25 protein-coding genes, 1 pseudogene and 1 riboswitch are annotated in these 21483 nt (G+C 37.2%); of the genes and pseudogenes, 6 read left to right on the top strand and 20 right to left on the bottom strand.

What is annotated here, in order from left to right; translation table 11 throughout:
• Positions 1-95: 95 nt before the first annotated feature.
• The gene (locus tag U5921_RS09960; protein ID WP_324822932.1) at positions 96-1871 is read left to right on the top strand and encodes an oleate hydratase; all 1776 of its coding nucleotides are present in this window, start codon (positions 96-98) and stop codon (positions 1869-1871) included.
• Between the two features lie 86 nt (positions 1872-1957).
• Here the strand turns inward: U5921_RS09960 and U5921_RS09955 are convergent, their stop codons facing one another.
• From U5921_RS09955 to U5921_RS09935, 5 genes are all read right to left on the bottom strand, one after another.
• Positions 1958-2140 (bottom strand): ferredoxin, encoded by a 183-nt coding sequence (locus U5921_RS09955; protein ID WP_324822930.1) that lies wholly within the window; start codon positions 2138-2140, stop codon positions 1958-1960.
• Positions 2137-2493 carry a cupin domain-containing protein gene (locus U5921_RS09950; RefSeq protein WP_324822928.1) on the bottom strand — a complete coding sequence of 119 codons (357 nt, stop codon included), beginning with the start codon at positions 2491-2493 and terminating at the stop codon, positions 2137-2139. The genes U5921_RS09955 and U5921_RS09950 overlap by 4 nt, the downstream gene beginning before the upstream one ends.
• 91 nt (positions 2494-2584) lie before the next feature.
• Positions 2585-3277, bottom strand: coding sequence for a Crp/Fnr family transcriptional regulator (locus tag U5921_RS09945; RefSeq protein ID WP_324822926.1), 693 nt, complete (start codon positions 3275-3277; stop codon positions 2585-2587).
• 465 nt (positions 3278-3742) lie between these two features.
• A complete protein-coding gene (gene feoB, locus U5921_RS09940; protein ID WP_324822925.1) occupies positions 3743-5890 on the bottom strand; it encodes a ferrous iron transport protein B in 2148 nt (715 codons plus the stop codon).
• Between the two features lie 17 nt (positions 5891-5907).
• Positions 5908-6147, bottom strand: a complete 240-nt coding sequence (locus U5921_RS09935) for a FeoA family protein (protein ID WP_324822924.1) — start codon at positions 6145-6147, stop codon at positions 5908-5910.
• 132 nt (positions 6148-6279) lie between these two features.
• Here U5921_RS09935 and U5921_RS09930 point away from each other — a divergent pair, with 132 nt between their 5' ends.
• Positions 6280-6771, top strand: coding sequence for a metal-dependent transcriptional regulator (locus U5921_RS09930; protein WP_324822922.1), 492 nt, complete (start codon positions 6280-6282; stop codon positions 6769-6771).
• Positions 6772-6855: 84 nt separating this feature from the next.
• Here the strand turns inward: U5921_RS09930 and U5921_RS09925 are convergent, their stop codons facing one another.
• Positions 6856-7422 (bottom strand): N-acetylmuramoyl-L-alanine amidase, encoded by a 567-nt coding sequence (locus U5921_RS09925; protein WP_324822920.1) that lies wholly within the window; start codon positions 7420-7422, stop codon positions 6856-6858.
• A 1057-nt stretch (positions 7423-8479) separates the two neighbouring features.
• On the opposite strand from U5921_RS09925, the gene U5921_RS09920 reads away from it, so the two are divergent.
• On the top strand, positions 8480-9046 hold the full coding sequence (locus U5921_RS09920) for a M15 family metallopeptidase (RefSeq protein WP_324822918.1): 567 nt from the start codon (positions 8480-8482) through the stop codon (positions 9044-9046).
• Between the two features lie 65 nt (positions 9047-9111).
• On the opposite strand, the gene U5921_RS09915 is transcribed toward U5921_RS09920, so the two are convergent.
• From U5921_RS09915 to U5921_RS09905, 3 genes are all read right to left on the bottom strand, one after another.
• Entirely contained in the window at positions 9112-9537 is a 426-nt protein-coding gene (locus U5921_RS09915; RefSeq protein WP_324822916.1) for a flavodoxin, read from the bottom strand.
• A gap of 238 nt (positions 9538-9775) precedes the next feature.
• Positions 9776-10576 carry a zinc transporter ZupT gene (zupT, locus tag U5921_RS09910; protein ID WP_324822914.1) on the bottom strand — a complete coding sequence of 267 codons (801 nt, stop codon included), beginning with the start codon at positions 10574-10576 and terminating at the stop codon, positions 9776-9778.
• A 220-nt stretch (positions 10577-10796) separates the two neighbouring features.
• Positions 10797-12623, bottom strand: a complete 1827-nt coding sequence (locus U5921_RS09905; protein ID WP_324822912.1) for an HD domain-containing phosphohydrolase — start codon at positions 12621-12623, stop codon at positions 10797-10799.
• Positions 12624-12698: 75 nt separating this feature from the next.
• Positions 12699-12782: riboswitch (cyclic di-GMP riboswitch) on the bottom strand.
• Between the two features lie 254 nt (positions 12783-13036).
• Between U5921_RS09905 and U5921_RS09900 the strand changes: the two genes are divergently transcribed.
• The 3 genes and pseudogenes from U5921_RS09900 (at position 13037) to U5921_RS16220 (ending at position 14160) form a co-directional block, all read left to right on the top strand.
• Positions 13037-13489 (top strand): hypothetical protein, encoded by a 453-nt coding sequence (locus U5921_RS09900; protein ID WP_324822910.1) that lies wholly within the window; start codon positions 13037-13039, stop codon positions 13487-13489.
• A pseudogene (locus U5921_RS09895) lies at positions 13482-13877 on the top strand (MATE family efflux transporter); the annotation flags it as partial. The gene U5921_RS09900 and the pseudogene U5921_RS09895, both read left to right, overlap by 8 nt.
• Before the next feature lie 34 nt (positions 13878-13911).
• Entirely contained in the window at positions 13912-14160 is a 249-nt protein-coding gene (locus tag U5921_RS16220; protein WP_417765003.1) for a hypothetical protein, read from the top strand.
• On the opposite strand, the gene U5921_RS09890 is transcribed toward U5921_RS16220, so the two are convergent.
• The 11 genes from U5921_RS09890 to U5921_RS09840 form a co-directional block, all read right to left on the bottom strand.
• A complete protein-coding gene (locus U5921_RS09890) occupies positions 14152-14799 on the bottom strand; it encodes a hypothetical protein (RefSeq protein WP_324822906.1) in 648 nt (215 codons plus the stop codon). The genes U5921_RS16220 and U5921_RS09890 overlap by 9 nt on opposite strands.
• A gap of 123 nt (positions 14800-14922) precedes the next feature.
• Positions 14923-16140 carry an ABC transporter permease gene (locus U5921_RS09885; RefSeq protein WP_324822904.1) on the bottom strand — a complete coding sequence of 406 codons (1218 nt, stop codon included), beginning with the start codon at positions 16138-16140 and terminating at the stop codon, positions 14923-14925.
• Positions 16137-17006 carry an ABC transporter ATP-binding protein gene (locus tag U5921_RS09880; protein ID WP_324822903.1) on the bottom strand — a complete coding sequence of 290 codons (870 nt, stop codon included), beginning with the start codon at positions 17004-17006 and terminating at the stop codon, positions 16137-16139. Before U5921_RS09880 ends, U5921_RS09885 begins: the two co-directional genes overlap by 4 nt.
• The gene (locus U5921_RS09875; RefSeq protein WP_324822901.1) at positions 16982-17731 is read right to left on the bottom strand and encodes a hypothetical protein; all 750 of its coding nucleotides are present in this window, start codon (positions 17729-17731) and stop codon (positions 16982-16984) included. Before U5921_RS09875 ends, U5921_RS09880 begins: the two co-directional genes overlap by 25 nt.
• Before the next feature lie 37 nt (positions 17732-17768).
• Positions 17769-18185, bottom strand: a complete 417-nt coding sequence (locus tag U5921_RS09870; protein WP_324822899.1) for an RNA polymerase sigma factor — start codon at positions 18183-18185, stop codon at positions 17769-17771.
• 165 nt (positions 18186-18350) lie between these two features.
• Positions 18351-18602, bottom strand: a complete 252-nt coding sequence (locus tag U5921_RS09865) for a hypothetical protein (protein WP_324822897.1) — start codon at positions 18600-18602, stop codon at positions 18351-18353.
• 104 nt (positions 18603-18706) lie between these two features.
• Positions 18707-19123 (bottom strand): hypothetical protein, encoded by a 417-nt coding sequence (locus tag U5921_RS09860; RefSeq protein ID WP_324822895.1) that lies wholly within the window; start codon positions 19121-19123, stop codon positions 18707-18709.
• Positions 19124-19183: 60 nt separating this feature from the next.
• On the bottom strand, positions 19184-19633 hold the full coding sequence (locus U5921_RS09855; protein WP_324822893.1) for a hypothetical protein: 450 nt from the start codon (positions 19631-19633) through the stop codon (positions 19184-19186).
• 26 nt (positions 19634-19659) lie between these two features.
• Complete coding sequence (locus tag U5921_RS09850; protein WP_324822891.1) at positions 19660-20127, bottom strand: hypothetical protein; 468 nt, start codon at positions 20125-20127, stop codon at positions 19660-19662.
• Positions 20128-20241: 114 nt separating this feature from the next.
• Positions 20242-20715 carry a hypothetical protein gene (locus U5921_RS09845; RefSeq protein WP_324822889.1) on the bottom strand — a complete coding sequence of 158 codons (474 nt, stop codon included), beginning with the start codon at positions 20713-20715 and terminating at the stop codon, positions 20242-20244.
• A gap of 94 nt (positions 20716-20809) precedes the next feature.
• A complete protein-coding gene (locus U5921_RS09840; RefSeq protein ID WP_324822887.1) occupies positions 20810-21406 on the bottom strand; it encodes an SMI1/KNR4 family protein in 597 nt (198 codons plus the stop codon).
• Between the last annotated feature and the right edge of the window lie 77 nt (positions 21407-21483).

Raw genomic sequence — 21483 nt, 5'->3', positions numbered from 1 at the left:
CTTATTCCCTGATTTCTTTATTTCTTTGTTCCGTTCACTGGCTAATTTTGCTAAAATGAAAATAGAGTTAAAAATAAACGGAGGTGAACTTTATTATGTATTATTCCAGCGGTAATTATGAGGCGTTTGCACGCCCACAAAAACCAGAAAATGTTGACCAAAAATCAGCCTACATTGTAGGCTCCGGCCTTGCCGCACTGGCAGCTGCTTGTTTTCTTGTCCGTGACGGACAGATGAAAGGAGATCAGGTGCACATCCTAGAAAAAGATCCAATTCCAGGCGGTGCATGTGACGGATATCTCTATGAAAATTTGGGTTACGTTATGCGTGGCGGACGGGAGATGGACAATCATTTCGAATGCATGTGGGATTTGTTCCGCTCCATTCCTTCGATTGAAACAGAAGGAATCAGCGTTTTAGACGAATACTACTGGCTAAATAAAAAGGACCCGAATTATTCTCTGATGCGTGCAACGGTTCATTGCGGCGAAGATGCACATACAGACAAAAAGTTCGACCTTTCGGACAAGGGTTCTATGGAAATCATGCACCTGTTCTTTACTTCTGATGACGAACTTTACAATAAACGAATCGACGAATACTTCAGCGATGAAGTTTTGAATTCTAATTTCTGGTTATACTGGCGCACTATGTTTGCATTTGAAAACTGGCATTCTGCACTTGAAATGAAACTGTATCTCAGACGTTTTATCCACCATGTGGGAGGGCTTCCCGATTTTACTGCACTGCGCTTTACAAAATATAATCAGTACGAATCTATGATTCTGCCAATGATTCGCTATCTGGAATCTCATAATGTTCAGTTTCAATATGATACGAAGGTTATTAATGTAAAATTTGATGTAAATACAGATAAAAAAGCAGCAAAAGGTATTGTAGTCAACCATGGTGACGAAGAAAAAAACATTGAACTCACAGAAAACGACCTTCTCTTTATTACCAATGGCGGGTGTGTTGAAAATTCCTCCCTCGGCAGTCAGAATGAGCCCGCACCTTTCCACACGGAAATTAAAGAAGGCGGCGGATGGGATATGTGGCGTAAGATTGCTGCTCAAGATTCTTCTTTCGGAAATCCGAATAAATTTTGTTATGATCCGGAACAAAGCAACTGGATGAGTGCTACCGTTACCACTCTCGATGATAAGATTCCGCCTTATATACAAAAAATCTGCAAACGGGATCCTTTCTCCGGAAAAGTCGTGACCGGAGGCATTGTTACCGTGAAAGACTCCAATTGGCTTTTGAGCTGGACTTTTAACCGCCAGCCACAGTTCCGTTCGCAGCCGAAAGATCAGCTGGTCGGCTGGGTCTACGGACTTTTCAGTAATAAGCCCGGCAACTACATCAAAAAAACAATGCGTGAATGCACTGGTAAAGAAATCTGTATGGAATGGCTCTATCACATAGGAGTGCCGGAATCTGAAATCCCGGAGCTTTCTGAAAAAAGTGCCAACACCATACCTTGCATGATGCCGTATGTTACCGCTTTCTTTATGCCTCGCGAAAAAGGAGATCGTCCTTTGGTTGTCCCTGAAAAAGCCGTCAACTTTGCATTCCTCGGTCAGTTTGCTGAAACAGCACGTGACACCATTTTTACCACGGAATACTCCATCCGTACCGGTATGGAAGCTGTCTACACACTTTTAGACATTGACCGTGGTGTTCCTGAGGTTTGGGGAAGTGTTTATGATCTTCGTGACCTTCTTAAAGCTTCGGTACAATTACGTGATGGGAAAAAAATAACAGAAATGCAACTTGGTTTTAAAGAAAAAATTGCATTAAAAGAAATTCTAAAGAAAATTAAAGGAACAGAAATCGAAAAATTATTAAAGGAATACCATGTGATTTAACAAGCCTTTCTGCACCTAAAAAAGTGGAAACGGGAATCCTTGATTCCCATTTCCACTTTTTTATCATTCGCCTACAATACGCAACTCTATTTTACGTCAATGACTGTAACCGGACAGCTCTCTTTTGCTTCTATCGCACGCTCTTCCTGATCCGGTGTCACCTCACCGTACACCTCTGCAACACCATCTGCCCCCATACGAAATACATCCGGGCAGATTCCTTCACATAGACCGCACCCAATGCAGCCTTCGTTAACTTTTGCTTTCATTCTAAATTCTCCTCTCTTTTTGGAAATACTACGATTAAAAACATTTTAAAACGTTCCGGTGCATATACAGAATGTGGCTGACCTGCCGGCATAACGATTGAGTCTCCCGTTTTCAGTTGAAAGGTTTCGTTATTTATGGTCACTTCTCCGGCACCATCTAAGAGCAGTACTAATGCATCCCCTTCAGAAGCATGCGTACTGATTTCCTCTCCTTTGTCAAAAGCAAATAATGTGAGACTAACAGCTTCATTTTGAGCAAGAGTCTTACTCACCACTTGACCGGGCAAATAGTTTGTCTGTTCCACAAATGGTAAGACAGTTGAAAAATCAATATTCTTTAAATTCTTCTTCAATGGTATCGCCTCCTTTTAAGGTAAGCATAACAATATGCTTACAAATAATCTGTAACATCAGTTACTATAATAGAAATTGTAACCAATAAATTTACAAATATTCTTCCATCTCAGAAAGGTTAAGCAATCGAAACCATTTACCGGATACCTCAATAAGCCCCTCTTCTCTCATTTTCATTAACTCTCTAGAGATCGAAGGCCTTGTAGCCCCCAGATAATCTGCCAGTTCTTCCCGATTCATCTTCAAGAACCCCGTGCCATCTGCTTGTACATTTTCAAGCAAAACTTTTCCTACTTTTTGACGAAGACTGCCGCTTGCCATCATCTGCACCCTTTTATTTAAAAAGCGCGCTTTCCCTGCCAGGATTGCAAGCATGTTCTTAATCAGATTCTCATGGTGTGAACACATTTCTCCGCACGTATGGTAAAAAAACCGTTTCGGAATTTTCAGCACTTGAGAGTCCTTAGTCGCAACTGCAAACGAATCATAATTGGTTTCTTTCAGAAATAAATATACTTCTCCGAATAATTCACCTCTCTTATGAAATGTCGTGATTACAGTTCTCTTTCCTGAAATAGAGTGACGGCAAATCGTAACGGCTCCGTCAAGCAGCATAAATAAATATTCAGGAATATCTCCTTCGTGAAACAAGACTTCTTCTTTCTTATAGTTTTTCAAATAGGCTTGGCTGCATCCCAGACATTTTTTAATCTCATCTGAATCCATGCCGTAAAACAAAGGTGAACTCCGAAAAAGCTTTTCTTTCCCTTCAAGTGATTTCATTTTTAATCTCCATTCTTGCTACCGACACAAATGACCCTATCAACTTTGAAAAGATAGCGGTTGATTGAAATTCTTTCAACCTAATCTTCTTTTACAGCCTTCTGTTTCGTTTACCTGCCAAAACTTTTTTAATCAATTGTTTTTATCGTATAATAGAATTATGAACCAAAACGCACGAATTATTACAATTCCTCTTCTCTTCACAGGCAGCGAATCCAGAAGGCATACTTTAAACTGCTATTTTAAAAATTATTATAAATAAAATTATATCATAAGTGCAAATCATTGATCCGATTGGCTTTTTCGGTGCAATTAATGCATCCGAAATCAAATATGCTGATTTTGTTGCATAAAGCATATTTATTATAGCATAATTATTACCATTTTCTTAGTATAAAAACTTTAAAAACATGCATCTGTTATACTTAAACAGTTAACAAATGCATGTTTTTAATATGTCTCCACTTATACCAGACCAAGCAATCTAACCGTCTGTGCAACGATAAAGCACACGACCATTCCCGTTGCCGTTGGTACAAGGAAAGAGATTCCCGTCCATTTCCAGCTCTGTGTTTCCTTTTTGATCGTCCAAAGCGTCGTAGCACAAGGCCAATGATTTAAAGAAAAGATCATCGTGCAGACCGCTGTTAGCCACGTCCATCCATTGTCAATAAACAATGTACGCATTTCAGAAAGACTTCCCAATTCCAGCATAGATCCCTTTGAAAGATAGCTCATGATCAGAATTGGTATTACAATCTCATTCGCAGGCAGACCTAGAATGAATGCCATTAAAATGTAACCATCCAACCCCAACAGTTCCGCAAATGGCTGTAAAAATAGAGCACAATTATCTAACAAGCTGATCTCATTAAAAGTAATGTTAGCCATAATCCAAATAACCAACCCTGCAGGGGCAGCTACTGTTACAGCTCTACCTAATACGAATAAAGTTCGGTCAAATACAGACCGGATAATAACCTGCCCAATTTGCGGTTTTCTGTAAGGAGGAAGCTCCAATGTAAAGGAAGATGGTAACCCCTTTAAAATCGTCTGAGATAGCAGCCTCGATATAAACAGAGTAATAAATACACCAAGTAAAATTGAGATAAGGATTACAAATGCTGCTATAAAAGAATTAAATTTTCCAAATCCATGTGCGATAAATATACTCGCAAGTGCAATCATAGTGGGGAATCTCCCATTGCAGGGCACAAAATTATTGGTGATAATGGCAATTAAACGTTCCCTTGGAGAATCGATAATCCTACAAGATATGATGCCAGCAGCATTGCATCCAAAGCCCATGCACATGGTCAGCGCTTGCTTTCCATGAGCGCAGGCTTTCTTAAAGTAGTGATCTAAATTAAACGCAACTCTCGGCAGATAACCCAAATCCTCTAATAAAGTAAACAACGGGAAAAAGATTGCCATAGGAGGAAGCATCACGGATACTACCCAAGCCACTGTACGGTATATTCCCAGTATTAATACATCCTGTAACCAATTTGGAATTCCAATCCAGCTGCAAAATGCTGTCAGCTTCTCTTCCAGTGAAAATAAAGCATCAGCGAGCAATGCCGAAGGAACGTTTGCCCCTGCAATGGTAATCCAAAAAACAACACCTAAAAGGGCTAACATGATTGGGATGCCAAATATTTTTGAAGTCAGAACGTTATCAATCTTCCGATCCTGTGCGTTATGCATCCTATTTTCATTTAAAACGACTTCTTTTCCAATTCGTTCTGCCGTTTGAACAAGACCCGATGCAATTTGATCGCGCAGAATTTCCATCGTGAACTTTTCTTTGTTTAGAGAATCCTGCACTTTAGTAATTTTCTCTTGTAACGCAGTTAACTCTTCTTGGTCCATATCCAAAGCTTCTTGCAAGGATCGGACAAGTGGTTCATCTCCTTCAATCAGACGTAAAGCAGCCCACCTGCAATTAATTTTGCTACCAAAACAACTCTTAATTTCCGTTTGCATTTCTTCGATTGCTTTTTCTATCTTTTCATCATACTCCACCTGAATAGGAGATGGGACTATTTCATCGCATGCAACCTTTTCAATCATATCCTTTAATGGTACTAATCCTTTATCAATTCTTGCAGAAGTCCCAATCACCGGTATGCCTAAAAGCTTAGACAGCTTTTCTAAATCAATTGTTATCTTTTTTCTCTGTGCTTCATCCATTAAGTTTACGCAGAGAATTACTTTTTCACTCATTTCCATAATCTGCAATGCCAAATTAAGGTTTCGTTCCAGGTTGGTCGCATCTGCCACAACGATCGTCACATTTGGCTTTTCAAAGCAGATAAAATCCCTTGCGACTTGTTCCTCCGCCGAGTTCGCAAGCAAAGAGTACGTTCCCGGCAAATCGATTAAGAGATACTTTTTATCCTTATATATATACTTCCCTTGCGCATTTACTACTGTTTTTCCCGGCCAGTTTCCTGTATGCTGGTTCAGCCCTGTAAGATTGTTAAATACCGTACTCTTCCCCGTATTGGGATTGCCGGCTAACGCAACAACCATATGTTCTTCCGACTCTATCTCTGCTTTCGTTATCTCTCTTGACGCAGCCAGTCCGGTAGCCTGCTTGGTAAGACCCATCTATCAACTCCTCCTTTTCACACCATTTTCACAAAGATTTTTGATGCTTCCTCTGACCGTAATGCAATAACTGCTCCCCGTATTTCATATGCCGTCGGATCACCTGCCGGACTCTTTCGAAGTGATTCAACTTTCGTCTCATTAATCAGCCCCAAATCTAAGAGCCTTCTCCTTGCCTGACCATCTGCTGTAATTCTTTTTACTTCTCCAAATCTGCCTGCCGGCAATTTATCTAAAGTCATCCATTCTTTATTCATAAAAAACTCCTTAATAATTTTCATATAAAAAACATAAGTTGATCATAGGAAATAAAATTTCCTACGGCTAACTTTAAAATATGAAACTTCTCATGTTTTTGCTACTAAATTACGAAAAGGAGATGAGCTTTTTTGGAAAAACAAAATGAGTTTTATACAACGCGCGGCTATCAACGCCTTAATGATGAAAAAAAATTACTAACTTCCAGTATGGAAGACTATGTGGAAATGATATACCGTATGAGCTTAAACACAGAGTACATCCGTGTGAACCAGGTGGCAAGAGAATTAAATGTACGCCCATCTTCTGTGACAAAAATCATTCAAAAGCTAAATATACTGGGGATTGTTTATTACCAGAAATACGGTGTCATCCAGCTGACTAAAAAAGGGACAGAAATGGGTTTTTTCCTTTATAAACGGCATACTGTTATTGAAAATTTTTTAACAAAACTAGGTGTAACGGAAACACTTTTAAAAGATACTGAAATGATCGAACATGCGATTAGCTCATCTACATTAGAAAAAATTACGATTATCAATCATTTTTTAGATTCACATCCTGAAATTCTAAAAATGTATAAAAATTATAAAGAGGACTATTTGAGCTCCCAAAAGAAATAAAATTTAGCGACCCGAGCATGTCCTAAAATAAAAAAACGACATTCATTTAAACTTAGAATGTCGCTATTGCTTCCATACAGATTACTATAATAATCCATAATACGCTAAGATGCCATTATAGATACCTACTGCAAAGCTTTGAGGATCTGTGGATAACAAGTACGCATCATTTGGATTTGTGAGATATCCCATTTCCACTAGCACCGATGGCATTGCAGTTGCTCTAAGTACAAAGAGGGATGGTCGAGTGAAAACTCCCCTGTTCTGCAATCCTGTCATATAGTTTAAGCCTTCTAAAATGCGCTCTGCCATATAGTAAGCCGGGCTGTTTTCATAAAATACAAAGGCTTCACTGCCACTTGCCGATACAATTTCACTTGCGTTGCAATGTAAGCTGATAAAGAAATCTGCTCCCCAATTATTTGCCATAGATACTCTGGTTTGCAGACTCGTTGCCGTACTGGTGCCGAGCTGTTCTGTTGGGGAATTCCTGGATAATCTTGCCTCAAAGTCTGGATTTGCATTTAAGAGTGCCGCCAGCCTGACACCCACTTCATAATTGATATCTTGTTCTCTCAATCCGTTTGCTTCCGCACCAGCATTTGGGTTAACCGGATTATGTCCTTGGTCAATAAAGATCTTAATAGCCATATCATACTCCATTTCACTTAATTTTTTGCAGTCTTTTCTATTAAATATATATATGCAGAATGATTTTTTTAGGTTCTTTCTGAGAACGGGACATTTTTTTGTTTTCATAGTTTATACCGTATGAAATTTGTATCTGATTTATCTGCCTTTCCTTGACAAAGGAAGATGATAGTTATTATTTCTATAAAATTAATTGAAACAATCTATCACCTTTTAGACATCTCTTACCTACTATGGTACAATAGAATAATGTTAATTTTCAGCAAGGGGGAGATCACGATATACTTAACTCAATATGAAAAAAAAAGACTTCAATTAATAAGAAAGCTACAACCATACACTTATTTGTTTGTATTGATTGGATTTGTAAACTTTCTTCTCTGTTATAACAGCCTTCTATACGCTTTCTTAATTGCAATTTTTATAGGACTATCCTTTTACCTACTACTCCTGTATGAGTTGAATATTTTAAAAAAGGAAATATTTCTCCGATATGTGGAGCATTATTTTGACACGATTGTCTCAGTTATACGAAAAAAAATACCTGAAGATATGCTCGAGATTGAATTAAGGCGTCCGACAAAGTACCATCGATACTACCTTTTTACATTTCTTTCCACACCTGATATTGATATGATTAATTACGTCAATATCGTCATGTATCAATATCTGTCTAAAGATCCCAACACATCAGTCATTGATGGATTTATCGTTGTTATAAGATTAAAAAAGGATTTTACTCCTTACCATCGTCTCTACATTCATCTTACGTATTTGAAGCTAAGATTTCACAGCTTTTTAAAGCAATTTAAACGATAAAAATAAGACAGGAAAATAAATTTCTGTCTTATTTTTTACTAAGTCATAAAATTAACCGCATCAATCATCTTCGCGTTGGAGAAGGTATTGTAAATGCCAGAGATCACCTATTCTTTACCCTATCGGTATGTACAGAAAAAATAGCTCATCTCTAATTTTCTTTTGTAAAATAGATTTATCTATTGGCATAATGGTCGCGTAATCATATAATTAAAAAGAATAACTAGGAGGTGCACTAATGAATGACAAAGGAGATTTAGTCAGACTGCTTGATTTGGATCCTGATTTTGTAATTGAATTGAAATATGCAACATCAAATAACTTTACCGGTCAAGCTATTTACGCTTCAAACGAATGCTACATCAATAAAAACACGGCAAAGCTTCTGATTGAAGCAAAAAATATTTTTCAGTCGGATGGTTATCGTGTTAAAATTCTAGATGCCTATCGTCCAATCCGAGCTCAAAAACGGTTTTATGAGATATTGCCAGATCCAAATTTTGTTGCTCCGCCTCCCGATATAAGCAACGTAACAAAATTTCGTGCAAATCATCTAAATGGACTTTGCGTCGATTTAACTTTAATTGACCAAAATGGAAATGAAATTGAAATGCCGTCTGCATTTGATGATTTTACAGAAAAAGCAAGCCTTTCCTGCCAAACGATCTCTGAAACAGGAAGAAAAAATGCCACTTACATGAAGCAGGTTATGGAGCGTGTTGGCTTTGAAGGATATGAATACGAATGGTGGCACTTTTATGACAGACGCACTCCGCCAACTGCTTTTCTTGATTTTCCAATTTAAAATTTTACAAAAAATAAAAAAGCTGCCTTTGATGATTGCTATCATTTTAAGGCAGCTCTCTTTTTTTATTTTGTCAAGGATTCACCAAGAGCTTTGCAAGCCATCTGCCCATCCTCATCCGGCGCTTCATTGCAAATTACATAATCACAAACAAAATTTGCACCTTCATCACTGCAAGCTGCCTCCCAGTTTCTCATCCATTCGCCGTCTCCCCACCCGTAGGAACCAAACAACGCAATTTTTTTATCCTTAATTTTAGATTTTACTGAAGAAAACATTGGTTCAAATTCCGCTTCCTCCAATTGTTCTGCTCCCATAGACGGACAACCAAACGCAACTGCATCGTATTCATCCATCTTATCCGCAGAAAATTCCCCTGCTGTAAGTAAGTCTGCCTGTGTTCCTGTAGCCTTTGCACCTTCTAAAACAAAGTTTGCCATCGCTTCTGTATTTCCTGTACCACTCCAATAAACTACTGCTATTTTACTCATAATCTTTTATTTCCTTTCTGAAAAAATAATATACATTAAACGGCCGCCTAGACCGTATAATATCGCAGTTCTTTTCATTGCCTTATTTGCTGCATTTCCTTCCTTATTACTCAAATCCTGTTGGGTCCAGTTCCTCTAGTGTATAAAAAAGAAAATACAAAAACAATTTTTTCACAATGTTAGCAATTGCTAACTCATGTTGCTTTTTTTAGCGCCGAAATCGGCGCTTTTTAATCTCTTACATAAACAGCCATAAGCTGATTGCCATGACAGCCATACCTCCAATGAGTCCATAAATAGATAAATGTTCTTCTCCATACTCTCTTGCAGCAGGAAGCAATTCATCAAAAGAGATAAAAACCATAATCCCAGAAACAACGGCAAACAACACACCATTTACTGTATCATTCATAATCGGCATAAGAAGTAAATAGCCGATCACCGCACCAAGCGGCTCTGATAGGCCTGATGCAAAAGAATACCAAAACGCCTTCTTCTTATCTCCTGATGCATAATAAATCGGCATAGATACTGCGATTCCTTCCGGAATATTGTGTATTGAAATCGCAACCACAATCGGAATTGCAATACTCGGCTCCTGTAGAGCTGATATAAATGTTGCTAAACCCTCAGGAAAATTATGAATACCAATCGCCAATGCAGTAAGAAGTCCCGTACGCATTAGCTTATGGTCTTTTTTCACCACTTGATCGGCAGTCTCTGGCAAAGTAACAGAGTGAGGATTTTCCTCCTCCGGTATCAGTTTATCAATGATCGCAATCACTGCCATACCTCCGAAAAAAGATACAATCGCAAGCAGCGTTCCGGTCTTTTTTCCAAACGGTACAGAAAGTGTTTCCATCGCCCCGGTCAACAGCTCAAGCATAGAAACATAAATCATAACGCCAGCGGAAAATCCAAGTGAAACGGAAAGAAACTTTGTATTTGTTTTTTTCGCAAAAAAGGCAATGCAACTTCCAATTCCTGTAGACAAGCCAGCTATAGCCGTTAATATGAAGGCAATTCCAACATGATTCATAGGTTTTAAGTCCTTTCCTATATAACATTTTGAGTCAGGTACTCTTTAAAATAATCCGTATTCCCCTTCCTCTTATTCTATGTATACCCTCATAATATGCCAATCACCCAGCTCATTTACTAAATATGCTTAAACAGTAAGTTAGCTTAAGCTAACTTAATGTTTAAGCATATAATACTTTTTTCATTTTGTCAATATTTTTATACGAATTACATCCGATTCATTTTATAATTTGTTCAAACGTCCCGATCATATCAGGATCAAACTGTGTACCCGCATTTTTTTTCAATTCTAAAAGGGCTTCCTCCTTACTGCAGGCAGTTCGATAAGGCTGTTCGCTGACCAATGTGTCATAAGCTTCGGCAATTGCAATAATTCTTGAAATAATAGGTATGTTTTTCCCTTCTAATCCATTTGGATACCCTTTTCCATCCCAGCGTTCATGATGCGTATAGATGTAATCTGCTAATTCCAGCATATTATAAGAGGAGCTTAAAATACGATACCCGATGTCAGAATGTCTTTTTATTTCCATTTCTTCCTGTAGACTCAATTTGCTCTTCTTATTAATCAGATTATCCTGAATTGCAATTTTTCCAATATCATGAAGGTAAGCCGCTATCTGAAGTTCATTTAATTCGGATGCAGATAAACCCATCTGCATCCCCAGCTTTCTGCTGACTTCACAAACTCGTTCGGAGTGCTTTTGTTCTCTCTGGTTTTTTTTATGAAATGTATTTATAATTTTATAAATCACTTTACCGCGCAAGAGCTGCTTTTCAATTATTTTATGATTATACATATTATCTTCTGCACTTTTTAAGATTTTCAGCATGTCTTCTTCAGAATTAGTCTTTGTTGCGTAGCCAAATGAGATGCTGAGCGTAATATCATTGATTAATTCTTTTTCACATAATTGCTTTATCCTTTCAACAATTTCACTTGCAGCCTCTTCATCCGCTTTTTGTAAGAGAATAATAAATTCATCTCCACCCCAGCGAATGATAATATCCCCTTCCCGACATGCTTGTTTCATCACCGATGCAGATTTCTCAAGAAGCTCGTCCCCCTTTAAATGACCAAATGCATCGTTTATCAGCTTTAAACCATTTACATCCCCCATGATAACTGTCAAAGGGAAATTATTTTCGACATCCAATTTTTCCACGATTTCTTCATAAAATCTTCGATTATAAAGGCCGGTCAATTTATCATGGTAGCTTAAATAGATGATTTCTTCCTCTGTTTTTTTTCGTCCTGTTATATCTTGAAGTGTTCCGATCAATTGCACTGCATTTCCACTTTTATCATACTTAAACTCACCAAGAACGTGAACCCATCGTTCCTCTTCATCATTTTGCCGAATAATCTTATACTGGAAATCAAACTTACTATGAGTGTATTCTGCTTCAGACATATTCTTTAACAAGGGTTCGCGCCATTCAGCGCAAACCAAGTTAAGCCATCCTTCCATATTGTGCGGATAACTCTTATCAATGCCCAAGATTGCATCTAACTCTTCTGTGCACTTATATATGTTCTTTTGCAAATCCAGAACATAGCTGCCCAAAGAAGCAACGAGCTGAGCCTTATGAAACAAATATTCCCGCTCTTTCGATTCCGTTTCCATATTCTTTAATTCAGTGACATCCTTTAAAGTACACAGAACCATTTCCACCTTACCGGATACATCTATAATTGGTTTCAAGCATTCAGAAATAAAATGAGACGTACCTTTTACATTGTACTCAAATTCTGCATTCACACACTCTTTGCTTCTACATACTTCAGCAAGTAATCTCAAAAACTTTTCAGCATCATTTCGTTTATAAAAATCGAGAAGATTCCTTCCAATTAATTGCTTTCTCTTTACATTTAGTAATTTCGCATAGACATAATTGGCATAGATATAATTTCCTGACTCATTGAAACATACGATCCCGTCAGAGGATTCATCTGCGAGTTTTTTATATAATAAAATATTAGATTTTAACTCTAATTTTTTAAGTTTTTTTCTGTCTGCTCTGTGATTAGTAGTATATTTCAATATATTTCTCCCAGATTCATTTTTGAAAACAACGATCAATACCCATTTTTTTACATAAAAAAACCAACAATCAATATAATTGTTGGTCGGTTGCACCACTAATTCAAAATTCCTAAGGTGCCCAAGTATAAGGAATTTATCAACATTTCCAACTTACACGCTCGGGGTCTGTAAGCAAATTATGCTAAACTAATTGTAATTTTATTATCCTTAAAAAGAAAAGTCAATTCTTTTTTTACAGCTTGCAAGCTAATTTTCTTTTTTACAGAACTCAAACAATTTCTCTATCGGCATATTAAAGACCTTCGCAATATCTATCGCTAATTTTAAAGAGGAGTTGTAGAGCCTTTTTCTAAAAAGTATAAAAATAAATTTGACAGTACTTGAATCTATCTATATAAGAGGAAATGTTTATGACAGCAACCACAATCAAGCAGCTTTTAGATGCCTGCTTTACTGCGAAAAAAATAACAGAAACAATGGAGGAATTGCCAAAAGGGATGAAACCTCGCCACATTCATGTCATTGATGCAATTTTTGAACAAGAAAAATTATTAGGAGAAGTATGTGTTAGTGATGTCAGCAATAAATTAAATATCACAACACCAAGTGTAACAAAACTCATCAACGAGTTAGAGGATATGGGTATCTTAAAAAAGTACATCGCTGACTACGATAAACGGGTTACCTTACTTTCATTGACTGATAAAGGACGTGCCTATGAACAACATTATGTCACAGCCTATCATACCGAATGGGCACAACAACTCATCACAGAAATCACAGACGCACAGGCTCAAGACGCAATTCTCGTAATACAGAAGCTTCAAGAAGCTATGCCTATAAGGAGGGCTTCTCATGAATAATCAATCGGATTTTTCTAAGGGAAAGATTTTGCCGATGATCCTGCGATTTTCGATCCCTGCTGCTTCTTTGCTGATTACGGCAATCTACAATATCGTTGACCGTATTTTCATTGGAAATTTTAACGGAAACACGGCACTCGCAGCACTATCAATCTATTTTCCACTCTCTTTTATGATGATTGCCTTTGGGCTGATGTGCAGTGCCGGTGGCTCCACGCTATTTACTCTATATCGAGGCAAAGAGGATACAAATAATGCAAACAAGTCTTTTAGTTCCGCTTTTTTGCTGACCATATTTTTTGAAGTACTTCTGACCATTTGTCTTCTTCTTTTTCCAAGTAATTTTTTGAAACTTTTTGGTGTGACAGAAACAACCTATTCCCTTGCTCTGCTTTATCATCGCCCCTGTACTCGGTTTTGTCATGCTGGCTACCACCTTCTTTCAGTCCATTGGAAAGCCAAAAGCATCGAGTATTATTACACTGATCCGTCAGGTGCTGGCACTCGTTCCTTTTATCTACATCCTCCCGTTCTTCTTCGGAACGCTGGGAATTTTTTGTGCGCAGCCGATCAGTGATCTTTTAGCTACCATTTTATCTGTCATTTTAATTCAGAAAGAATTTCAATCTTTCCCAAAACTTGAACAGGAAGAATTAGAGCTTTCAGTATAACTTTTCAGGAGGGATGGGTTCTTTTAATGTTTCATTATTGAAAAAATCTGCATCAGGATTTGAAGTATGAACAGAAAAAATAGAAATATATTTTCTACCATCTATTTCATAGCTTAGCTGAAGACAATTGGTTTCTAAAAAATATTTTTCATACTGAGTACGGTATCGATAAAGCATGTAGAAATATTCGTCTTTCTCATCTTTCAACAAACTACCCGTGATGACTCGTTCTGGCTCTTGATCCTCTGTGGTGACCGGATAAGATGTCAATTGAATTTCAGGGTCATGATCGGGTTTTGTTTTTACTCCATCTTTTTTAAAAGAAAATTTCAGACTTTCTTTCGTACCATCTAAATAGACACAAGGAATATCCCCTTCTATTTTCCCCAATGTCTGATTCTGTATTTTTTCTCGTTTCGCTTCTGAGAACGACTGGTATTCTTCCAACTCATACGTACGAATAATCGGTTTTACAAAGGACCCATTTACGATTTCCACAGATAATTCTGCATCTCCAAAACTTAAATTTCGTTTATCATCTGCTGTTGGAGAAAATGCATAGCGTAGAAATAAGGCACCTCCAAGAATGATTAAAGCAAATATCAATAGCAGGCTAAACACCACAGTTTTTTTCTTCATGCTTTCCTCCTCTATTTATTTTTGATTTTTTATCATATTCTATCATAATAAATTATTGTTTGTAAGCTTTTTCATGATGTAAGTCATATGTAAACGTATGGATGAGAGATGATATCCTTACTTTTAGCCAATTTGATGATTTTTAAAAGAACGATAGGCAAAGGGTGTCAACAATACAGTGACTACAAGTGCAAATAAAGGCATGAACACATAAGGACGAAGTACTAAACCAAAAAATTCATATTGATTCACATCCATTATCGATGCAAGAGAAGTCATTTGTGTTGGGAAAAGGTGGTATAAATGATAGAGAAGTATATTCTTGTCCGAAACACTTCCTAGCATAGGAGCTATTAGCAACACACTTACTAAAACAATTACGCCGAAGGGGGATTTAAGCTTTGCAGACAGCAGCATCGTAATAGCTGCCGTCATCATGCAGGCAAAAAAAATGCTGACGGCCAGCAACAGCGTCGTTTGACCCATAGTCAACGGATACGGAGATAACATTAAGTATAGCTGCAGCGGAGAATTTCCGCCTTCCGTACCAAAAATAGCCATTGTCATACAAAATGTAAGTGCAAATAAAACGAAACAAATAATTGCTGCCAAAGAAAAACCCGTAAAAAGCTTTGCGGCAATGAGACTGTTTTTCCCTCGCTTGGAGGATAAAATAAGTTGATCTGTACCAGCGCTGTATTCTCCAGAAAACAGAGGTGCTACGCAAACCGCCATGACAAACGCCGCAGTCAGCCCCAAAGTATTAACCAATGCAAATAATTGTCTGTAGTTATCTGTATAAGAAAAGAGAAACGGAACAGTTAGCTGCTCATCTAAGGCCAGTATCTGATCTTTTGCTTTATCGCTCATCTGCGTTTGCAGGATGGATTCTTCCAGCTTTTCCCGCCGAACAGTGTAAAAGCCATCTGCCTGTGTATCGTTAAGCATTTGAAAGTCTTCCATATTAAACCGTTTGGAAGAGGTATTGAAAACGCCGCGGACAATATTGTAAACTGAACTGTAAGGGCGTGCAAAGGTCTGATATTCCTGCGTAGCCTGATATACATCTGATTCAGGAATTTGTACATAGGCGTTTATCGTTTCTTTAATCAATGCTCCATCCAGCAAACGCCCTGAAAGTGTGCGGGCGTAGGCTCTCTCCTTAATCATGGCATCATAATTAGATTCGTAAGGCTTTCCATCCACATAACAGCTACCCAAAATCGTGCTAACAACGCTGAATGCAGTAAAAAATACGGCAAGCAGCAGCGTGATTTGTACGCTTCTTTTACGCAGTATTTTTTTATATTCAAAACCGATTAAATCCCAAAATCTATTCATTTTTCACTCACCTCACTAAAATAATATAAGTATAAATCTTCCAATGTAGCTTGTACACTTAACGCCGAATCACATGGTTTTTCATCTGAGACCAAACGCAAAAATGTCTTCTCACTGCCTTCCTGGCGCAAATTAATGACTGGGTATCTTTCATACATACTATCTGCTCCAGATTGGGGCAGAGTACATTCCCAAACCTTTCCGTCAATAGTTTGTATTATTTCATCTCGTGTTCCCTGATGAAGGATCTGCCCATCTTTCATCACAAGAATCGTATTTGCAATATGCTCAACATCAGAAACGATATGCGTGGAAAGCAAAACAATATATTCTGCTCCGAGACGTGAAATTAAATTACGAAAACGCACACGCTCCTTAGGATCAAGACCAGCAGTCGGTTCATCTAGAATTAATATCTGGGGATTATTCAGCACGGATTGTGCAATACCCAGCCTTTGTTTCATTCCCCCGGAAAAAGTCTTTATTTTTTTCCGTGCTTCTTTTTCAAGGGATACCTTCTTTAAAAGCTCCCATGCTTTTTCCTTTGCTTTTAATTTCGGCAATCCTTTTAGTGCTGCAATATAAAGCATAAAATCCAGTGCAGAAAATTCAGGATAATACCCGAAATCCTGCGGCAGATAGCCCAATGCATCCCGATACTCTTCATGGCTGACATCGATGCCATCAAAACGTATGGTTCCAGAGTCTGACGCTAACACGCCGCACATCATCCTCAGTAAAGTCGTTTTCCCCGCCCCGTTAGCTCCAAGAAGCCCATAAACGCCTTTTTGAAGTGTAATTGAAATATGATTACAAGCAATTTTGCTTCCATACTTTTTGCTCACTCGGTCAAGTGTAAGTTCCATTGTTTTTCCTCCATTTGTTTGATTAATTTATGCATCTGAAATCCAATTAGTATGAAACAGCCTATAAAAATCATTAACCACCCGTACAGGTAAGTATCCAAATAAAAAGATTCTGCCATACCTCCAAAAAAAATACTTGTTATACTAACAAGGCCTGCCGTGACTGCACAAGCGTATAGACCATCCGAACCACGCATTCGATTCAACAGCCACAGGCAAACGGAACAGACGACAAGATACGGTACCATGGAATAAGAAACAATTTGCAACAGACTATACGCTGATACTTGATGTATAAAAATAAAGAGCACGATGAGAACAAAAAAATTCGTTACTCCAAGAATACTTACTCGTGCCATGACAATTTGCGGCAGACTGAACCGACAGCTCCCCTCCAGCTCTGCCATATGGCAAGAGGTTGAACGATATATTTCTGTGACAGTGATCATCGCCAGAAAAGGCAAAACGGCGGAAATGTTCCATATCTTCATTCCATCGGGATTCCAATATTGTAAAGCTGGCAGCTGAAAAGCAACGATCCAGCCAAACAAAACAATGAAAGCGGAAGCCATCCATACTCGCTTACGGATATAGTGAATCTGGTTTAATAGAAATTCCTGATAAGTAATTTTCGGATAGCGCAGCTGTTTTAAAAAACGTTCCTGATCCGTAGGAGGCGGCGCTTCAAAAGCAGTTTGCAATGCTTTTTTAAATTTTTTATTCATTGAAAATCCTCCTCTCTTAATAATTTTTTCAGAATTGCTACTGCGGAATTTGTCCTTCGGTAAACAGCAAAGCGGGAAATTCCCATGATGGAAGCAATCTCTCCAACCGAAAGCTCGTTGGCAACCGGAAAAGCAGAAGCTCTTGATCCTGTTCCGGCAGTGTCGCAAGAGCTTGACGTAAAGCAATGCTAAGCTCCAGTTTCCCAAAGCAGTCCATATCCGGTATATCGTCATTCAATCTTTCCGGCAAAATTTTACGAAAAGAATCAATACAAAGGTTTCGTGCTATTGTATAAAGATAAGCCAACATTTTACCGCGCTCCATATATGAGCTTTGAGTGAAGTATCTGAGGAAGGTTTCTTGGGTAAGATCTTCTGCTAATCCAGTATTTCTTACTTTATAATAGCAATAGCGATAAATTTTATCATATTGTTCCTGTATATTAATTGACATTTAAAACCCCCTCTCAAATTGTTTAACGATTTATTCCCCTTAAATGTGCGGCATAAATTTATTTTAATACTAAAAAATGAAACTTCGGGCCAAATTGGTCCGAAGTGATTTTTTCAATTGCTTCATTTTCAGTATATGGAAGATAATCTTTTGCATTTCAATTCCTTATTCCACTAAATAGCTTGTCATTGAAAGGCTGCCTAACACACATGCATCATTAAAAACGGCAATCTGATCCGTATCGTTTGCTGCTCCCAAAACATAGAGCAGCGGGGCAAAATGATCCATCATAGGAACTGATAAAGCAGCAGATTCTCCTGCCCGTTCAAAGTGAACTACATTTTCAAAATTTCGTTTCAGGATATTTTCTTTGATATAATTGTCAAATTCCTCCGCCCAGGATATTTGACCTATCATTTTTCTATTATTTTATGTTGATTATACCAATTTCCTCTCAAAAAATCTACGAACCACAAATGAGTTCAAATGATTTTGATAATTGGTACTCAAGTTGTTCTTGATTACTTATTTAAGCTTTCGACCCATCTTTCAAAAAAGTCCTTTTGTTTATCACAGGATGCCCAGCTATCAACATCACTTTCCTCAAAAATATCCACTACATCTGCAAGCTTTGCTTGTTTTCCTAATGCGAACGAATACGCGTTGCGTCCGATTCCCGCATTTAGCTGCATTGCAGAGGGATATACATTTTCATTGCTTCCCTTACAAAGTATTTTTTCATTTCTATTTTCTAAATGTCTTCTTAACTTCTCTAGTGCTTCAAAGTAATTATCTGCACGAAATACATCAGCTTGTCCTCGATGTTTTAATACCAGCTTAACAAAATCATCTGCTTCTTCTTCATATAGCTCTAATTCACATTCATAAAATTCTTTTTCTTCATTTACAATTTTTACTTTTACGATTTCATCTAACATGAATATTCCTTTCCTTCTATAGCCTAAATCAGGTAACCTGTATAAATGTAATGCTATCTATTAATAAGATCCTTCTATTAAAATGGTGTTATTCTTGCTAAAGTTACTATTCGATATTTTACACTTTAGTAAAATATCTTGCATCGATACCGGTAAATCTGAAATCATTAATGTACAAGATGGATTACATATAAGCACATACTCTTCTGTATCTTGCTCATCAGAAATATCAAAACAATACAAACCTTTTTGAGATACTATTTTACATTCTTGTAAATATTTTTCGCTCCGATTTTTAGATGCTTTCACATGAAATGTAACCTCTTTTTCTGTATTAGGATTCATATCCTCAAAAAACTTACTCACTGTATGAAGTCGCTCTCTTGATTCACATATAAATTCAGGGACCACCTTGCTTCCTCCCGATGTGAATTGAGCGATTCTGCCATCTTCATCAATTCCATACCATTCAATATCTTCAATTTCTAAATCAATTTCTGTTATTCTCATTGTTTCCCCTCTGGCAATGCGGACTGTCAAAAACCGATCCGTCCCAATGTAATCCTGCCTTCGTGATAAAATTCTATTATCTCACTATAATCTGTCGAAAATAGCCACGTGTCAACTTCAACCGCTTTAATGTCGTCTAAATGATTGATTATAGCATTTAAACTGCACCTTATTATTGGTAAACCCTTTCCCCAAATAATATAATAGTTGTCTTTTGAACAAATCTCTGTTAACTCTGACTCAAATTGGATATGTTTTATCTTTTTTATTTTCTTTCCTTCCTCCCAATCAATACCCCAGGGAGTAAAAACCACGCTTCCTTTAAAGTCATGATACACCAATCGCGCGTCTTCGTTATCCAGTATAAATCCATCATCGTGTAGTGCTTCCATGCATTCTTTCAATAAAATATTATTTTTCTTTTCCTCATTCTTATTTTTTGCTTTATTAATCGCTTTTAACTTTTCAAGCTTTTTCTTTAACTCATCATTCATTTGGGCAGCTTCACCTCTTTTAAGGATTGTAAAAATCTTCTTCTCCTATTTATTCATGCGTTTTATAATCGTGCCTGATTTATCTCCTGTAATCGTTAGATTGTCAAATATGTATTAATCCCAATATAAAATCTTCACATTTTCAAAGTCATGCTCTGCGCTATGGGTGCGCTTTAAGTCAATGACAGCTCCCATACTGTTAAGCAAATAAAAATGCTCTTGATTATATTCCTCCATCTCTTTTAAATGACTCATACCGCTCGGCTGTATGCTTTTATATGCTTCAAACATTTTATCCATCGCGTCGATACCAGTAGTCGTATCTAACCAGAGACAATCTGCGTATATACTTTCATTTCCTTTATAATCGACTGTTTCATAGCTATATGACAAAACATATAGTTTCATCGCCTCGTCCTGTGTTTTCAATCCATTTATCAGAAGCGTTAATTTTTTAATATCACTTGGATCATCTATTGAGAACTTATTAAATTTCCCTAAATCTTCATTAAAAAACAAATCATACTCTATTAAAATATAATGATCCGTAGGAATTTGAACTTCTTTAATCAAGTTTGACAACTTCATTACTCATCCCCCTATTTTGAATACTGCTAAGTTCTTTGTACAACCTACATTTTATAGCAAAGAAGCTGTTAAATTTTAAAAATACAAATACCATTTATTTTCGAAATTCAAATATTTCAGGTTGTCCCGTCTTTTCTATTAACTTAATTGCTTTCGCATACTTTATATTCGTTAGCACTTCACAGGGTAGTGTTCTTGATATTTTCAAGAATTGTGATGCCGTAATGTTTAGATTAAATATTTGTTTTATACGAACCAGATCTCTTATACCATTAACTGGTTTCTCCGTCAAATAAACGCTTCCAATTTTACTTAATTGACTATTACCTTCCTCTTTTTCTGTATCAATATTGCAGCCTTTATTAAACCAGTCATTAAAATTACATATTCTTTTATAGGCTGTTCCTATATCATAGTCTGACAGATCTACTAAAAAAACCACTTCAGCGTTTGTCTCTTGCCGCATCAAAAATACTAATCCCCCGCCATCATCACCTATTGCAATATAATCAGGCTGATACTTTTGAATCTGCAAATTATCATTCATTTCTTTTAAATCATTTAATGAATATAATGTCCTTCCTCCATCGAAACTGAATCCATCATTTACTTGCAAAAAATCTTTATACTGGTTTGGTACCTTTATCCCATAGTTGATCTCAAATTCATCAATCATACCTTTATTTACCATTAATTAAACCCCTAATTCTTCAAGTTATTTATGTATCCTTAATCGAATTCAAAGATTATCGAAGTACATGCCTTTAA

The organism is Sinanaerobacter sp. ZZT-01 (assembly GCF_035621135.1).
In the GTDB taxonomy this organism is placed as follows: Bacteria; Bacillota; Clostridia; order Peptostreptococcales; family Anaerovoracaceae; genus IOR16.
This window is presented reverse-complemented; position numbering and strand designations above follow the sequence as displayed.

Excerpts from the sequence above, each read along its gene's own strand:
- U5921_RS09960 (WP_324822932.1), top strand. The coding sequence starts at position 96 with ATGTATTATTCCAGCGGTAATTATGAGGCGTTTGCACGCCCACAAAAA.
- U5921_RS09955 (WP_324822930.1), bottom strand. The coding sequence starts at position 2,140 with ATGAAAGCAAAAGTTAACGAAGGCTGCATTGGGTGCGGTCTATGTGAA.
- U5921_RS09945 (WP_324822926.1), bottom strand. The coding sequence starts at position 3,277 with ATGAAATCACTTGAAGGGAAAGAAAAGCTTTTTCGGAGTTCACCTTTG.
- feoB (WP_324822925.1), bottom strand. The coding sequence starts at position 5,890 with ATGGGTCTTACCAAGCAGGCTACCGGACTGGCTGCGTCAAGAGAGATA.
- U5921_RS09935 (WP_324822924.1), bottom strand. The coding sequence starts at position 6,147 with ATGAATAAAGAATGGATGACTTTAGATAAATTGCCGGCAGGCAGATTT.
- U5921_RS09925 (WP_324822920.1), bottom strand. The coding sequence starts at position 7,422 with ATGGCTATTAAGATCTTTATTGACCAAGGACATAATCCGGTTAACCCA.
- U5921_RS09920 (WP_324822918.1), top strand. The coding sequence starts at position 8,480 with ATGAATGACAAAGGAGATTTAGTCAGACTGCTTGATTTGGATCCTGAT.
- U5921_RS09915 (WP_324822916.1), bottom strand. The coding sequence starts at position 9,537 with ATGAGTAAAATAGCAGTAGTTTATTGGAGTGGTACAGGAAATACAGAA.
- zupT (WP_324822914.1), bottom strand. The coding sequence starts at position 10,576 with ATGAATCATGTTGGAATTGCCTTCATATTAACGGCTATAGCTGGCTTG.
- U5921_RS09900 (WP_324822910.1), top strand. The coding sequence starts at position 13,037 with ATGACAGCAACCACAATCAAGCAGCTTTTAGATGCCTGCTTTACTGCG.
- U5921_RS16220 (WP_417765003.1), top strand. The coding sequence starts at position 13,912 with ATGCTGGCTACCACCTTCTTTCAGTCCATTGGAAAGCCAAAAGCATCG.
- U5921_RS09890 (WP_324822906.1), bottom strand. The coding sequence starts at position 14,799 with ATGAAGAAAAAAACTGTGGTGTTTAGCCTGCTATTGATATTTGCTTTA.
- U5921_RS09885 (WP_324822904.1), bottom strand. The coding sequence starts at position 16,140 with ATGAATAGATTTTGGGATTTAATCGGTTTTGAATATAAAAAAATACTG.
- U5921_RS09880 (WP_324822903.1), bottom strand. The coding sequence starts at position 17,006 with ATGGAACTTACACTTGACCGAGTGAGCAAAAAGTATGGAAGCAAAATT.
- U5921_RS09875 (WP_324822901.1), bottom strand. The coding sequence starts at position 17,731 with ATGAATAAAAAATTTAAAAAAGCATTGCAAACTGCTTTTGAAGCGCCG.
- U5921_RS09870 (WP_324822899.1), bottom strand. The coding sequence starts at position 18,185 with ATGTCAATTAATATACAGGAACAATATGATAAAATTTATCGCTATTGC.
- U5921_RS09865 (WP_324822897.1), bottom strand. The coding sequence starts at position 18,602 with ATGATAGGTCAAATATCCTGGGCGGAGGAATTTGACAATTATATCAAA.
- U5921_RS09860 (WP_324822895.1), bottom strand. The coding sequence starts at position 19,123 with ATGTTAGATGAAATCGTAAAAGTAAAAATTGTAAATGAAGAAAAAGAA.
- U5921_RS09855 (WP_324822893.1), bottom strand. The coding sequence starts at position 19,633 with ATGAGAATAACAGAAATTGATTTAGAAATTGAAGATATTGAATGGTAT.
- U5921_RS09850 (WP_324822891.1), bottom strand. The coding sequence starts at position 20,127 with ATGAATGATGAGTTAAAGAAAAAGCTTGAAAAGTTAAAAGCGATTAAT.
- U5921_RS09845 (WP_324822889.1), bottom strand. The coding sequence starts at position 20,715 with ATGAAGTTGTCAAACTTGATTAAAGAAGTTCAAATTCCTACGGATCAT.
- U5921_RS09840 (WP_324822887.1), bottom strand. The coding sequence starts at position 21,406 with ATGGTAAATAAAGGTATGATTGATGAATTTGAGATCAACTATGGGATA.